Here is a 15,426-nt window from a genome sequence, read left to right on the forward strand (position 1 = left end):
TATAATGCGTTGGAATAAATGAATACGTTCAAGTAAGATAACAGCAGAAGAGAGAGAGGTGCACCAATGAACGTTCGAAATAAAGGATTGATGTTAGCTGTTGGACTCGGAATTATGTTGAATCCGTTGAATTCCTCCATGATTTCGGTGGCAATCTCCAGGCTACAACAAGTGTATCAACTTAATTTTACAGCCGTTTCGTGGATTATTTTATCATTTTACATTTCCAGTGCAGTCGCTCAACCCGTCATGGGCAAGTGTAGTGATTTGTTTGGCCGCAGGAAGATATTCCTCATGGGTCTTGTTATTGTTTTTGTATCGTCCATGCTAGCTCCGTGGTCTCCCAGTTTTTCGTGGCTCATCGTATTCCGGATTGTTCAATCATTTGGCACAAGTATGATGGTGGCCGTCGGAATGGCGATTGTCAGAATGAACGTGACTGAAAAACAAGCCTCCGCCTTGTCCACCTTGGCTATATTCCTTTCTGGAGCGGCTGCAATTGGACCTTTTATTGGTGGAGTATTGATTCATTGGTGGGACTGGCACAGCATATTCTTCGTTAATATTCCGTTTGTCTTGGCGAGTTTTTGGTTCGCCTGGAAAACAATCCCGAAGGACGAGCAATCCCTGTCTATCTCTGGTCACATGTCCATTCGGCAATGGCTTGCGTTAATTGACACACCAGGTATCCTGATGTTTACGGTAGCTTTGGTGACTCTGCTCATCGGTTTACTTTCAGTAAATTCCACAGGAGATATTTCAACATGGCATCTGCTGACAGGGGGGATCGGGTTAATCGCACTCGTCATGTTCTTCCGACATGAATTAAAAGCAGCCACGCCTTTTATCCCTCTGCGAACGTTTGCCTCATATCCGGAGATGACTTGGGTGAATGTGCAATACATGCTGGTGAACATCCTGTTTTACGCACTTTTTTTTGGAGTTCCTACGTATTTGAAGCAGGTACGTCATCTCAACGAAGTTCATACAGGAATGAGCATGCTAGCTTTGGGGTTATGTTCAGTCATTATTGCTCCGATCGCAGGGCGCTGGATTGACAGATCAGGATCACGGCCAGCTCTGATCGTATCCGCTTCTTTAATGACATTTGGCTCTATATTAATCGTTGTTATGAATGAAACTTCTCCAATCTTCATAATCATTGTTGCTTTAGCTTTATTTGGAATAAGTAACGGCCTAAACGCGGTCGGCATGCAAGCAGCACTGTTTAAAAGCACACCGAAAGAAATGATTGGAGTGGCATCGGGTATTTTTAATACATCACGCTACCTGGGGACCATTTTATCGTCGTTATTGATTGGAATTGTTATGGGGGATACATTCAATGTGACAGGATTTCAGATGCTTGGAATCATCCTTACGGTATTAGCTGCATCACTGATCATCATGAGCGTACGTCGCGAGGCAGGTGCGGTGAGTCCGGAGAAAGTAAAATAGAAAATCTTCCGTGCAATAACACGTTTACACCCAATGAATCAATAGCTCCATTGGGTGTATTTTTTGATTTTCACCAAGTTGTCAGAAAGAGTTGATCCTTTCTTGAACGTTTAGGGTAGAAGACGTGTCTTTGATTGAATTAGGTAAAAATAAAGATATAATAATTTTGATTAATAGGTTTCGTTAGTACTTTAAGTGCATCAATATCAGATTTTAATAGGCATCCAATGATTGTTATTATCGGAGGCCTACAGGAGTAAACGCATTATAGGTGTGGCAAGATATCGTCATACCTAACTTTGTGAAATTTTTCGCAACTCTGCATTGAGCTTGGCCAAATCGGATATTGAATGTTTCTAAATTGAACAGAGTTTGAAAGGAGGCAACACAAAGAATGGCTATTGATACGGTTTTATGGAGCAGGCTAGTGACTGGTTTGACGCTCGGGTTCCACGTGATTTTTGCAACGCTTGGTGTCGGCGTACCTTTGATGATTGCTATTGCAGAGTTCATCGGCATTCGGAAGAAGGATCACCATTACATACTTATGGCAAAGAGGTGGTCCAGAGGGTTTGTCATTTCTGTAGCGGTTGGTGTCGTGACAGGCACAGCGATCTCACTACAGTTGGCCTTGGTATGGCCGAATTTTATGAAACTGGCCGGGAATGTCATTGCACTGCCACTATTTATGGAAGTATTTGCATTCTTTTTTGAAGCAATATTCCTGGGCATTTATCTGTACACGTGGGATCGGTTCAAAAATCCGTATATCCACTGGTTGCTGACTATTCCGATTGTCGCCGGGGCAGGCATGTCTGCTGTTTTTATTACAACAGTGAACGGATTCATGAACCAGCCTGAAGGTTTTGTCATGGAAGCAGGTCAATTCATGGCAGTGAACCCCGTGCAAGCGATGCTGAATACAGCGACGTTCTCCAAAGTGTTCCATGTATTAAGCTCGGCTTATCTGACAGGAGCTGCTCTGTTAGCAGGAATAGCAGCCTTTGCGATGCTGAGAAAAGGAGTGTCGGCCTACCACAAAAAAGGCTTGAATCTCATGATGGCCGTTGTGCTGGTATTCAGTTTGTTAAATTCTTTAGCTGGAGATGTGTCTGCCAAGTTTTTGGCTGAGCATCAGCCGGAGAAGCTCGCAGCTGCCGAGTGGCATTTCGAGACGGAAAGCGGAGCGGATTTGATTTTTTTGGGATGGCTGAATGCAGAACATGAAATTATAGGCGCTCTTCATTTGCCGAAACTGCTCAGTTTCCTTGCCTTTGGAGACTTTAACGCCGAGGTAACCGGGCTGAACGAATTTCCACCAGATGAACACCCGCCCTTACTTGTGCATTATTTGTTTGATCTAATGGCTGGTATTGGATTCGCTCTGCTTGCTATATCAAGTCTGTACTTCCTGTTTGTATTCTGGAAGAAACGTAATCAGTTTAACAAGTGGATGCTACGTATGGTTGCACTGAGTGCACCGCTTGCTTTTCTGGCCGTTGAGATGGGTTGGTTCTATGCAGAGATCGGGCGGCAACCATGGATCATCCGAGGTTATATGCGGGTAGAAGAGGCCGCTACTTCTTCACCGAGTGTGAGAATTTTATTTTTCGTCTTCTTGCTTCTCTACATCCTGCTAGGCGTTATGTGTGTCGTCGTACTGAGACGGTTGTTCAATAACAATCCTGCTGAACTCGAGATGGAGAAATGGTTGAAGGAGCAGCATGATCAATCAGCCAAGAAAGGGGATCAGGCCTGATGAGTTATGAATTAATTGGTATTTCGGTACTCTGGCTGTTCTTGTACGGCTATCTTATTGTAGCTTCCATTGATTTTGGAGCAGGTTTCTTTGCCTTTTATGCACGCCTGACAAAGCAGGATCATCTGATTAATCGTCTGATCTCCCGTTATCTATCACCGGTCTGGGAGATCACCAATGTATTCTTTGTCTTTTTCTATATTGGCATCGTTGGATTTTTCCCGGACACGGCCTATTATTATGGCTCCGCGCTGCTTGTTCCAGGAAGTATTGCCGTCATTTTACTTGCCATTCGTGGGTCGTTCTATGCTTTCGAAAATTATGGTTCCAAAAAAAGTATCGTGTATTTGTTCTTATATGGAGCTACAGGGTTGCTTATTCCAGCGTCATTGTCAGTGGCACTGACCCTGTCTGAAGGTGGCTTTATTTTGAAGCAGGGAGATACCGTTTCCCTGGATTACTGGGCACTATTTACGAATCCATTATCGTGGAGCATCGTTGGACTGGCGATCGTGTCCGTATTGTTCATTAGTGGGTCATTTCTCACATTTTACGCTTCTCGCGCAGAGGACCATTCGGCATTGAAGCTGATGCGGAACTATGCTTTTTTCTGGAGCACACCGACCATTATTCTCGCGCTGACTGCATTTATATATTTGGGTCAACACAATGAGCGTCATTTTCAAAATATGATGGATTTATGGTGGCTGCTGGCGCTTTCCGTTGCGTTTTTCATGATTGCCATGTGGCTGTTATATAACGGACGACGTTACGGATTAGCTTTTATATGCATCATGCTGCAATTTCTCACAGCCTTTTTCGCTTACGGGATTGGGCAATATCCTTACATTCTCGATCCATACATCACCATTCAGAGCAGCGCCACATCACCTGCAATGGGCTTTGCACTCGTCGTAGTGTTTATCGGTGGTCTGTGTCTGTTAGTTCCTTCTCTGATTCTGGTCTTCAAACTGTTCCTGTTTGATGCGGATTATGTGAAAGGGAAAAAATAAAGGAGGAGCGTTCAATGAAGAGGAGAGGCAAATCCAATCTGATCTCGCAGCAAATGTCTTTACAACGAAAAAAAAGACTTCTCCTTGCGATCATTTCGCTGGCCCTTGGTGTAGCTATTATAAGCCAGGCCACCTTGGTGGCTGAAGCAGTCCAGCGAATCTTTGTAGAGAAAGCTTCCTTTTCATCAGTGATGCTGTTGCTTGTCCTATTACTGGTTGTTATGGCTGTACGCTCACTGTTGTCGTATGGCAATGGGAAAGTGGGCTTGCATATGGCAGCACGCGCCAAGACGAATATGCGAGCATCTGTGTTGCAGAACCTGACCCGCGCTTCCATGCCTTCAACCCTGAGTGGACAGACGGGAGGAAAGGTCAGCGTTGCTTTGGATGCTGTGGATGAGGCTGACAGTTATTTCAGTCAATATATGCCTCGAATGATGGAAGCTGCGATGATCCCGATTCTGATTCTGGTTGTTACGTTTACGCAGCACGCCAACACAGGCTGGATTATGCTGTTTACGGCACCGTTTATCCCGCTGTTCATGATCCTGGTTGGGCTCCAGACAAAGAACAAATCAGAAGAGAAATACGCGCAACTTGCCGAGTTTTCCGGTACATTCCTGGATTCGCTTCAAGGGCTGGTTACGTTGAAAATATTCGGACGGGCTAAACGTCAGCAACAGGAGATTGAACGCAGCAGTCTGGGGTATCGTGATGCCACCATGGGCATTTTGAAGATTGCATTTACAAATACGTTTATGCTGGAATCGATCGTGATGTTAAGCATTGGTATTGTCGCGCTTGAACTGGCTATTCAATTACTGGTTTTCAAATCGATGAGCTTCCACACAGCCTTTCTCGTGTTGTTACTCGTCCCTGAGTTTTACAGTCTGTTGAAGAATACAGGAACGGCTTTTCACAGCGGGCGAACCAGTATGGGGGCCATTCGCAAGGTGGAACAGATGCTCGCGGACACTAGTGTCAAGAGCACACAAACGAAGCCTGAAGAAGGACCGGATCAAAGCGTATTAACCAATGTCGATACAATTGCAAGGACGGAAGAGCTTCGTACAGCTCGTACAGAGTCGATAACAATGCCACCAACCATTGAACTGAACGATGTCCGATTCCAGTACACACCTAATTCCTTTGGACTTAAGACAGGACAGATCTCAATTGGACCAGGAGAACAGATTGCTATTGTAGGCAAAAGTGGCTCAGGTAAAACCACGCTGCTTCATCTCATTGCCGGTTTACTGAAACCAGATTCGGGAGCGGTTCTGGTTAACGGAAGCGAGATTTCACAACATGATGAGGCTGCATGGTTTGGACGTGTTAGCTATATTACACAGCATCCGTATATTTTTGCAGGTACATTTGCCGAAAATATCGCGATTGGCGCGGGTCGGAACGTCTCCAGAGCTGAAATTGAGCAGGCGGCAGAGGAAGCAGGACTTGCTGGCGTTGTCGCTCAATTGGAGCAGGGACTGGACACATTTGTTGGTGAAGGTGGCCGGGGGCTGTCTGGTGGGGAAAAGCAAAGACTTGCCTTAGCACGTGCTTTTCTGAAGAGACCATCCGTCATTTTGTTCGACGAACCCACCGTTGGTCTGGATCTACACACCGAGCGGGTATTGCAACAATCCATTGCGGCATTAGCCAAAACGGCAACGATGATTACGGTGGCACACCGTTTATATACAATTCAACATGCGGACAACATTTTGTTTATGGATAGTGGGGTATTAGTGGATTCAGGACATCATGAAGCACTTCTGGCGCGCCTGCCTCAATATGCGGAGATGGTTGATGTACAACGGAAAGGAGGGTTAGCATGAATGAGCTGACGATTCTGTCAAAAGCGATGATTCAGGAGCGCAAGGATATCTTGCTTTCGATATTGGGCGGATTTATCGCCGGCATAGCAGGGGTAGCTCTCTTTTCCGCGAGTGGTTATATGATATCGCAAACAGTATTTGCGCCACCGCTGTACACCTTAATTGTACTCACCTCCATGGTCAAACTACTTGGTTTCCTTCGAGCGGCAAGTCGCTACGGGGAACGCTTGTATTCGCACAGGGCAACATTCTCCATGCTGAGCCGTTTGCGGACGTCCTTTTTTGCCAAACTGATCCCGGTAACGCCAGGTATATTGAACAAAAACCGAAGCGGGGATCTGCTTGCGCGGATCGTGGGTGATGTGGAAAGCTTGCAAAATTACTTTTTGCGGGTCGCGTATCCACCCATCATGGTCGTTATGGTGTTTTTGGCTACCATGCTGTTCACTTCGGCCTTTTCGATCTGGATTGCGTGTTTGTTAGTACTAGGTATGCTGATTACGGCATTTGTTGTACCAGGTATTGTCTTGTTAGGTCAGCGAAAAATACACGGACGTGTCCGCCAGCAACGGGCCTTGCTGTCCACGGAAGTGACCGAAGTGTTGTATGGTTTCAGGGATTTGAAAGTATACGGCCAATTGGAACAGCGTGAGCAGCAGCTTCAGCAGGCTTCCGCTGCATTGGCAACGGAACAGAGGCAAGCCGCTTCGCACCTGTTGCGCGGGCAGTCCATGCACGTTTTTGTGACGTATCTTGTTACATGGGGAGTGCTAGCACTCAGCGCTTTCTTAATTGTGAATGGAGCATTTGCCGGTGTATTTCTCGCCATGCTGATCCTGGCCACGCAGACCGTGTTCGAAGAAGCTGCCGCAATGGCTATATTGCCTCTATATAAGCAGGACAGCGAACACGCCGCTCAGCGACTGGCGGAAACGGTACCAACCTCCGATGTACAACCTGTACAGCCAAGCGGTGAAGTTTCAGCCGATCAGGCGGTTTCGATTGAACTATCCGGTGTTAACTTCCAATATGAAGGGGAATGGAGACCGGCGCTGAGGGAGCTCTCCCTGCAACTTGCAGCAGGCTCCAAAACAGCGATTGTCGGGCCGAGCGGGTCAGGCAAGTCAACGATTATCGATTTGTTACTCAAGCTGCGTGCACCAACGTCTGGCGATATACGATTAAACGATGTTTCGGTGAAGGAACTGAATGAAGAGAGCATATGGCAAAGGGCAAATGTTGTGTTGCAGCAAAGTCATTTTTTCCGGGGAACCATCCGGGACAACCTGTTGCTGAATGGAGAAGGACATTCGGATGAACAACTGTCGGCTGTGCTGGATCAAGTACAACTGCCGAATAAGTTGTTGAGCGATTTGGTTTATGAAAAAGGGGAGAACCTGTCGGATGGTGAGAAACAGCGGCTGGCTCTGGCACGGGCGATGCTGCGTAAAGGACGGTTATGGCTTCTGGACGAACCAACTTCTTCGCTGGATTACGTCACAGAGCAACGTGTGTTGCAGCATCTTCTGGCACAAGCTGCCGAAGATACACTTCTCCTGATCTGCCATCGGCTGACGGGATTGGAAGAGATGGATCGGATTGTGGTCATGGACCAAGGCAAGATTGTGGAATCGGGTTCTTATTCCGAGCTAATGGAGCAAAAAGGCTATTTTTATGAAATGAAACAAATTGAACGACAAATGATTGGAGACGCCGGGGCGTGAAAGGAATTTCAGTCTACTCAAGGTGTCGATAGTACTTCAATAAAGACTAAAGAACGGCCACTGATGCTATCATCAGTAATCCGTTCTTTAGTCTTTTTGTCTTTCTATTGAGAAGACTCGTTAAGCAGCAATGTTAATTCCCCTTTACATAACCGCAGATGATTCAGCCGTTTTATTTTTCTTCGCAATCGGCTTTTTCCTTAGTGTCCTGTCATACAGATATGGCTTTCCGTGATATTCCCGTGCATGCTTTTGTTTCTGCTTTTTATGTATATCAACCTTGATCTCCAGATTGGCAACGTTATTCTGGAATTCAGAAGCAACTCGTTTGCACCATTTCAATCCACTTTCTTCAGATGCACTGAAATGAACACGTAATAGATATCCGTTCACCGTTAATTCAAACTTGTATAAATTCATGATATGTATCCTTTCCAGGCGGGCATGTTATGTTACACCAAATACGATAATCTGATTATAACAGGAACGTATGTTCTGTAAAAGTGTTATTTATGATACCCGCAATTCGATAAGGTTCGCTAGACATCTTTGCAACAGTTCGTTTAATGGTAAAATATCTAAAAATGGTTCATGTTGGGGGATACGTATGTATAAACTGATGATCGTAGATGATGAATTGCTCATGCGGGTTGGAATTCGTTCCATGCTGAATTGGGAAGAGTATAATTTCTATGTTGTTGGAGAGGCGGGAAATGGAAAAGAGGCCTTAAGCCTTGCGCTTGAAGTGATGCCTGATCTAATTATTACAGATATTAAGATGCCGATTATGGATGGGCTACAGCTTATACAAGAGGCCTCCTGCGTACTGAAAACCTGTAAGTATGTCATCCTGAGTAATTTTGACGAATTTCATTATGTGAAAGAGGCGCTAAAACTTGGCGCTTCAGATTACTTGATTAAAAGTGAGATCACCGAATCCTCCCTTATTGACCTCCTGAGTACTGTTGGACAGAAACTGCAAAGTGAACATGTTCACCCAACCAACACACCCTCTATAACACAGGACTATTCCAAGAGCCTAAGATATCTAAAGGATAGTTTCTTCCAAGATATTGTAAGCGGATTCATTAGTGAGGAGGATATCGTCACCAAAGCGGAAGAACTGCATTTTCGTATACGTTCGGACCAGTTGGTTGTCATGAAGTTCATCGTGAATTATTACGAGGATGCAAAGCGGAAATATGTAGAGAAGGGGGAAAAGCTGCTCCGATTTTCGATTCTTAATATTATGGAAGAGATCATTCCATCGAAGTGGGAGAAAGAGATTTTTGTTGAAAGTTCTTCTGAATATTGGGTGATCGTTAATGTACTTCCTGAAAGCAAATCTGTACACGCCGACTTGAACAAACTATGTAATAAATTGCTTTCTTCGATCAAGGATTTTATGAATCTATCGCTCACGGCTGGGGTAAGTAGAATGACTTCCGGTTTCCTTCACATCAGGAAGGCCTGCCAAGAGGCAGAAACGGCTCTACAACAGAGTTTCTTCACAGGAAGCAACCAGGTGTTGTATTACGATGATATGGTTCAATCCCCAGATCGACATGAAGTTAAGGGGGCTTTGAGCCCGCAACAAGAACGAGATTTGTTGAAGTTGTGGGTAAGCAAAGACAACAAAATGGCGGAAGAGTTCCTTGAAGGAATCCGATCCAATCTGGAACAGCTACGAGCGGATGAGAATAGCATTCGCAAGCAATATATCATGGTAATGGAAACGATACATTCCCATCTATCCCGAGCTACAGAAAGAGGTGCACCTTCTTTAACAGAAAAATCACCCTATGAAATCGTTCTAAAGGGAGAGTATTGGGAGGATATCCACGAAGATATGCTTGCTCATATTGCATATTACTTCCAAACCGATTCCCAAATCAAACAGGAAAGCACCTACACCGATCTCGCCACTGAATTGATCGACAAGTATTATGCGGAAGATATCTCACTGCAAAGTATCGCTAGCCAAATCAGTGTGAATCCGTCGTATCTCAGCCGCGTGTTCAAACAGGAACGAGGAGAGAACTTTATTACGTACTTGACCCGAGTTCGAATTGAACATGCCAAAGCGTATCTATTGAGCAGAGGAATGAGAGTGTATGAAATCGCAGAAAAGGTGGGCTACCATAATTACACGTACTTCAGTAAGATTTTCAAAAAATCGGTAGGTGTCACTCCTGAGGAATATCGAGAATTACAGCAGGGATGAATGTAATCGGTGAATAGAGGTGCAGCATATGAAGCATGTTCGGCCCTTCCGAATCAAGTACAAAATTATGGTGATCTGTATGACGGTCATTATCCTTCCGGTATTGGTGATGACAATCAACTCGTATTACTCCTCAGAGCGGTTATTGGCACAGAACTATACAGCGTTACTAAACGATCTGGCCAAACAAACGAATATTCGCATTGACGAGTTCCTCAAGGAGATTGAGAAAATTTCGCTGCTCGCCAGCAATGGGCTTAGTGACAATCTGTCTGCGACTCATGAAGGGAGTTTTCCGATCCAGGATTTCCTGCGAGAGGGTGATGAACAACATGAGATTGCCGCATACAATATTCTGATGAATTACATCATGATGAAAGACCGCGTATTCTCCATTTACCTCTACAATATGAACGGGGGGCAAGACCTTTTTGTCAGTCCACATCAACCCATTGATCCAAACTTCAAAGTAGCAAACGAATTGTGGTTTAAAAAGTTCATGCATGATAAGGATCGAACCATTACCCTCACAACACGAATCGACGAGCAATTGGAGAATAAAATACTGGCAGTGTCACACGCTCGCAAAATTCATGATGTGACTAGTGGAAAACTGCTTGGCGTGATCGTTGTCAGCATTGATATCAAATTCATTGAAATCGTCAATCGAAACTTGCAGGAAGGACTACGCTCCAGATTCATGATTGTTGATGAGGATGACAAGATCGTATATAACGTTAACGAACGATTAATCGGGACACTGTTCCGGGACAACGTTCGTCCGCCTGAATCACTCAATGTCGTGGTGACCAGTCCACTTAGTCAGCAAAAATGGACAACTTACTTATATATGCCTTTGGATGAGCTGACTGCTGATGGCAAAATATTGGGCCGTAATCTGGTGACGCTTGCCATAGTCATTGTTCTTTTTGCTGCCGTCATATCCATCTTTTTATCTCACGTGATCACAACTCCCATTAAAAAACTGCTACGGAATATCGCTCTAGTCGAGAAAGGTCAGTTTGAACAAGTTGAACCTATTGGCTCAAGAGACGAGATTGGACATTTATCCATTCGATTTAACAGAATGTCGCATGAATTGAAGCGGTTGGTCGAACGGATGCAGCAGGAAGAAATAGAGAAAGCCAAGGCCGAGATGCGTGCGCTCCATGACCAGATCAAGCCTCATTTTCTGTATAACACACTGGGGTCGGTGAAATGGATTGCCTCAATGCAGCAGGCTGATAAAATCGTGGAAATGACCGATGCACTAATCTCGATGCTCCGCTATGCAACAAAATCCGATGGAACCCTCGTAACCATTCGTGAGGAACTTGATAATATAACGAATTACGTAACGATCCAGAATGTCAGGTATTACGATTGTATTCAGATGAGATACGAGATTGAGGATAGACTGCTAAATTATCGCATGCCCAAAATGATCCTGCAGCCGATTGTGGAGAATGCGATTTTTCATGGTCTGGCCGAACTGGAAGAAGACGGAATCATCACCATTCGGATTCAATCACAGCTGGATGAAGTTGTGATCGAGATCTGCGATAATGGTGTTGGTATGGATCACCATACGATGCAGAATCTATTGGAAGAGAAGCCCGGTGCAAGTACGGGAACGAATGGGATTGGATTGCATAATGTGCAGCGGCGGATTCAGCTTCATTTTGGTAAACCTTATGGAATACAGGTGGAGAGTAAAATGGGTGAAGGTACCATTTTCTCCATTCTGCTGCCTGCCATCATAGAAGCCAAATAGTCATTCATGCTTTCATTTATGCATCTCATAATGCGGTACAGCGATCATAAAAATAAGTTTAGATATAAACAAAGGGCTCGCAGTATGAACTGCAAGCCCTTTTGTTCACCCTTTGACGCTACCTAGCACCAAACCTTTGGTGAAATATTTTTGTAAAAACGGATACACGAGTAAAATCGGAATGGCACCCAGGAACATCTGAGCGGCGCGCCCCGTTCTGGCGTTCATCATGGACAACAGCTGCGTATAATCTGACCCAGATTTGAGCATGATTTGCTCAAAACTTTGCAGGAGGGTCTGGAGGTAGCTTTGCAATGGATAATTGTCTGGATTGTTCATATAGATAATGCCATCGAACCACGAATTCCAGTGGGCAACGATGCTGAACAAACCAACCGTAGCGAGAGCGGGCTTGAGAAGTGGGAGTAGAATACGAAGCAATACCTGTACAGGCCCAGCACCATCGATAATTGCTGATTCTTCAATTTCCTCGGGCAGCCCCCGAATGAAATTCATGAGGATAATCATACTGAATACGGGGAGAGCTCCAGGCAGGATCAGAGACCATATGGAATCGATTAGTCCCATTTTGACGACCACGAGATAGGTTGGAATTAATCCTCCACTGAATAACATGGTTATTATGAAAAATCCCATATAGATATTACGCCCCATCAATTTTTGTTTTGATTTGGAGAGGGGATAAGCCGTGAGTACGATCAGAACCAGATTCACCAACGTTCCGATAACCGTTCGTTGAATGGCTACCCAGAGAGAGGAGAAAAATGATCCTCCCGTTAATGCAAATTCATAGGCTTTTGTCGTAAATTCCACAGGCCAGAACGTAACACTCCCCGCAGATACAGCTGCGCTGCTGCTGAATGAAACAGCCAGCAAGTTGATAAACGGCAGGATACATAGGAGAGAGATTAGAAGCAGTATGGTGTAGTTTATGATAAGAAATACACGTCTGCTCATACTTTTATCATAGATCATAATGTGAGTTCCTCCTTCTTAGAAGATACGATAGCCAGCCACTCTGTAAGCTAGGATGTACGATACAGCAACGAGAACACTGGAAATGATCGATTTAAATAACCCGACAGCGGTACCAATCGAATACTGTGCCTGCTGAATTCCCAGACGGTAGACATAGGTATCAATAATATCACCAGTCTGATAGACAACAGGGGAGTAGAGATTATAGATTTGGTCAAAGCCAGCATTGAGTACGTTTCCAAGTGAAAGCACGGTCATTAAAACAATGGTTGGCATGAGGAGAGGCAATGTAATGTAGATGGTTTGCTTCCAGCGTTTGGCTCCGTCGATCACCGCGGCTTCGTAAAGTCCCGGATCAATACTGGTCAGGGCTGCCAAATAAACAACCGTACCAAACCCAAAACCTTTCCATATGTCACTCACAATCATCGTCCAAGGAAAAATAGAGGGTGTACCAAGAAAGGAGATCGGTGCAATACCAAATACACCTAAAAACGTATTGATAATGCCGTCGGAGCTAAGGATATCCAGCATGATGCCGGCCATAATGACCCAAGAGAGGAAGTTTGGAATGTAGACAAGTGTTTGAAATGTACGTTTGATTCCACTGTGCAGTACCTCGTTAAGCAGTAATGCAAAAATCACGGGCACGATTATACCACCGATAATCTTGAAGACAGACATGTACAATGTATTCCAGATCGTTCTTACGAAGTTCGGCTGATTAAATATGTGGGTAAAATTATCCCATCCTACCCATGGCGAGTTGAAGCCAAGGCCCGGATTATACTTCTGAAATGCAATAATAAGTCCGTAGAAAGGGATGTAACAAAAGATGAAGACCAAGACCAGGCTTGGAATCAACATGAGATGGTAAGGACTCTGCTGCTTCCATTTTCTCAACATACATATTCCTCCGTTCCTTGTACGCCAAATGTAATCGCTATCAAATAAAGGGGAGAGATGACCCTCATCCCGTCTTTGTGACAAACGAGATTATTTCTTCCCGTAGGCTTCATTCACTGCCTGGGTTGCGTTATCACCTCCGGCTGCAAGCCAATTCTGGACAATAACATCGAAATAATCGATACTTTCACTACCCATAATGATCTTGGTGAAACCTTCGGTCAGGATATCATCCAAGGTTGTACCGTAGCTTGAAAGTATTTCTGGCGTAACACCCCATAGGGCCGTCTTTGTATAGTTCTCGCTGTCCAGTACTTTCTTGGCAAGACCATACGCATTCTTTGGAGCCCCTTGTTGCAAATAATCACCAACTGCTCCTGGGGTTGCATTCTCCATGAATTCAACACTGTTGTTATATTTTTGCCACATTCCCGAAGTCGTGAGTCCACTGGTATCCTTGGATTGGAGGGCAGCGGAGACCGCCTCAAATTGCTCGTAATCGGAATTCGGATTAAGTACACGGAACGCTCCAACAACATGGGCAATATCGTTGTCCAGTAAGGCGGATAACGTTTCTGTGGATTCCTTGCCATTGCCTTCATCCACAATATAAGCATAGTCGTTCAAAATTTTGATTACTTCTTCAGGGCTTTTGAATCCCTTTTTCATAACGATATAATTGTTGTTGGCGAAGAAAATGGATTGTTTGGCTTCTTTTCCATCAACGGTAGGGATGATATAAGGGTAGAAGATAGCGTCCTTACCCAGATTGGATACTGTGTCGACACCCGGATTATAACCCCACCATTGGTAATAAGGTTGCATTCCCACTTTGCCGGCTACGATATCCGCGTTCATCGCATTAAAGTCTTTGATTGCAAATTCCGGATCAATGATGCCTCGCTTGTACCATTCTGACCACTCAGCCAGCGCATTTTTCATCTCAGGCTGCACGGAGCCGTACACGAGTTTTCCATTGCTATCCTCCATCCACATATCCGGATGCGCATTCCATGCAATGGCGAGCAGGTTGAGGTAATCCAAGGATTGGTCTACCGCTATACCATAACCACCGTGCTTTTCCATGAATTTTAGTGCGATATTTTTGATGTCTTCCACAGATTTCGGATCTTGGAGTCCCAATTCTTCTTTCCAGTCGTTCCGAATCCAGATGAAGTCTGGTTGTTCAATTAATCCCCAGTGCATCTGTGGTATCCCGTACAGCTTACCGTCCTTCTTTCCAGATTCGTAACTGTCTGCATCTGCTTCCATATAACCTTTGAGACGATCTGAAGCGTGTTGATCAAAGGCCTCGGAAAGGTCCATGACCATATCTGCTTCGACTAACTGTCTCAATTGTGATGGATTAACTCTGAATACGTCAGGAAGATCGTTCGATGCGATAGCCAAATTGAGTTTTGTATCGTACTCATCGCTAACCCAGTCTGTTTTGACATCGATATTAAACTTCTCTTTGTATCGCTTAATCCATACATTGTTGGTGATATCGTCGCCCTTTGGATATTTTGCAGAAGTGTATTCTGATGTTACGGTATGAATGGTTGTCGTTCCAGCCTCGTTGGAATCCGTGTCCGTTGTTGAACCTTTATCAGCACCGCTTCCATTGCTACAGGCTGCGAGTAATAAGGTTGACATGCACACAGACAAGACTAAGGCTTTCGTTTTCTTGTTCATTTCTTTTCCCCCTTATCAGTCATATTTCAATAACGC

The 15,426-nt window shown here is 44.7% G+C and carries 11 protein-coding genes; 7 read left to right on the plus strand and 4 right to left on the minus strand.

The features are described from left to right. The first annotated feature begins 66 nt into the window (after positions 1–66). The 5 genes from BS614_RS18870 to cydC all read left to right on the plus strand — a co-directional run bounded on the left by BS614_RS18870 (position 67) and on the right by cydC (position 7,792). On the plus strand, positions 67–1,458 hold the full coding sequence (locus BS614_RS18870) for an MFS transporter (protein ID WP_074095103.1): 1,392 nt from the start codon (positions 67–69) through the stop codon (positions 1,456–1,458). A gap of 394 nt (positions 1,459–1,852) precedes the next feature. Then, positions 1,853–3,217: a cytochrome ubiquinol oxidase subunit I gene (locus BS614_RS18875; protein WP_074095104.1), complete on the plus strand. Its 1,365-nt coding sequence runs from the start codon at positions 1,853–1,855 to the stop codon at positions 3,215–3,217. Next, entirely contained in the window at positions 3,217–4,230 is a 1,014-nt protein-coding gene (locus BS614_RS18880; protein WP_210436940.1) for a cytochrome d ubiquinol oxidase subunit II, read from the plus strand. Before BS614_RS18875 ends, BS614_RS18880 begins: the two co-directional genes overlap by 1 nt. 14 nt (positions 4,231–4,244) lie before the next feature. Further along, positions 4,245–6,068: a thiol reductant ABC exporter subunit CydD gene (gene cydD / locus BS614_RS18885; RefSeq protein ID WP_074095106.1), complete on the plus strand. Its 1,824-nt coding sequence runs from the start codon at positions 4,245–4,247 to the stop codon at positions 6,066–6,068. Further along, positions 6,065–7,792 carry a thiol reductant ABC exporter subunit CydC gene (gene cydC / locus BS614_RS18890; protein WP_074095107.1) on the plus strand — a complete coding sequence of 576 codons (1,728 nt, stop codon included), beginning with the start codon at positions 6,065–6,067 and terminating at the stop codon, positions 7,790–7,792. The genes cydD and cydC overlap by 4 nt, the downstream gene beginning before the upstream one ends. A 144-nt stretch (positions 7,793–7,936) precedes the next feature. On the opposite strand, the gene BS614_RS18895 is transcribed toward cydC, so the two are convergent. Next, complete coding sequence (locus BS614_RS18895; protein ID WP_074095108.1) at positions 7,937–8,212, minus strand: hypothetical protein; 276 nt, start codon at positions 8,210–8,212, stop codon at positions 7,937–7,939. Between the two features lie 187 nt (positions 8,213–8,399). Between BS614_RS18895 and BS614_RS18900 the strand changes: the two genes are divergently transcribed. Beyond that, positions 8,400–10,016, plus strand: coding sequence for a helix-turn-helix domain-containing protein (locus BS614_RS18900; RefSeq protein WP_074095109.1), 1,617 nt, complete (start codon positions 8,400–8,402; stop codon positions 10,014–10,016). Positions 10,017–10,044: 28 nt separating this feature from the next. Continuing rightward, complete coding sequence (locus BS614_RS18905; protein WP_074095110.1) at positions 10,045–11,790, plus strand: cache domain-containing sensor histidine kinase; 1,746 nt, start codon at positions 10,045–10,047, stop codon at positions 11,788–11,790. 105 nt (positions 11,791–11,895) lie between these two features. Here BS614_RS18905 and BS614_RS18910 read toward each other — a convergent pair whose 3' ends face one another. The 3 genes from BS614_RS18910 to BS614_RS18920 form a co-directional block, all read right to left on the minus strand. After that, a complete protein-coding gene (locus tag BS614_RS18910; RefSeq protein ID WP_036615762.1) occupies positions 11,896–12,786 on the minus strand; it encodes a carbohydrate ABC transporter permease in 891 nt (296 codons plus the stop codon). Between the two features lie 18 nt (positions 12,787–12,804). Then, complete coding sequence (locus BS614_RS18915) at positions 12,805–13,695, minus strand: ABC transporter permease (RefSeq protein WP_074095111.1); 891 nt, start codon at positions 13,693–13,695, stop codon at positions 12,805–12,807. Between the two features lie 90 nt (positions 13,696–13,785). Then, positions 13,786–15,390 carry a type 2 periplasmic-binding domain-containing protein gene (locus tag BS614_RS18920; RefSeq protein WP_074095112.1) on the minus strand — a complete coding sequence of 535 codons (1,605 nt, stop codon included), beginning with the start codon at positions 15,388–15,390 and terminating at the stop codon, positions 13,786–13,788. Between the last annotated feature and the right edge of the window lie 36 nt (positions 15,391–15,426).

Origin of the sequence: Paenibacillus xylanexedens, assembly GCF_001908275.1 — a bacterium.
GTDB classification, from domain to species: Bacteria; Bacillota; Bacilli; order Paenibacillales; family Paenibacillaceae; genus Paenibacillus; species Paenibacillus xylanexedens_A.

Coding starts and splice junctions, on each gene's coding strand:
- BS614_RS18870 (WP_074095103.1), top strand. CDS start 67: ATGAACGTTCGAAATAAAGGATTGATGTTAGCTGTTGGACTCGGAATT.
- BS614_RS18875 (WP_074095104.1), top strand. CDS start 1,853: ATGGCTATTGATACGGTTTTATGGAGCAGGCTAGTGACTGGTTTGACG.
- BS614_RS18880 (WP_210436940.1), top strand. CDS start 3,217: ATGAGTTATGAATTAATTGGTATTTCGGTACTCTGGCTGTTCTTGTAC.
- cydD (WP_074095106.1), top strand. CDS start 4,245: ATGAAGAGGAGAGGCAAATCCAATCTGATCTCGCAGCAAATGTCTTTA.
- cydC (WP_074095107.1), top strand. CDS start 6,065: ATGAATGAGCTGACGATTCTGTCAAAAGCGATGATTCAGGAGCGCAAG.
- BS614_RS18895 (WP_074095108.1), bottom strand. CDS start 8,212: ATGAATTTATACAAGTTTGAATTAACGGTGAACGGATATCTATTACGT.
- BS614_RS18900 (WP_074095109.1), top strand. CDS start 8,400: ATGTATAAACTGATGATCGTAGATGATGAATTGCTCATGCGGGTTGGA.
- BS614_RS18905 (WP_074095110.1), top strand. CDS start 10,045: ATGAAGCATGTTCGGCCCTTCCGAATCAAGTACAAAATTATGGTGATC.
- BS614_RS18910 (WP_036615762.1), bottom strand. CDS start 12,786: ATGATCTATGATAAAAGTATGAGCAGACGTGTATTTCTTATCATAAAC.
- BS614_RS18915 (WP_074095111.1), bottom strand. CDS start 13,695: ATGTTGAGAAAATGGAAGCAGCAGAGTCCTTACCATCTCATGTTGATT.
- BS614_RS18920 (WP_074095112.1), bottom strand. CDS start 15,390: ATGAACAAGAAAACGAAAGCCTTAGTCTTGTCTGTGTGCATGTCAACC.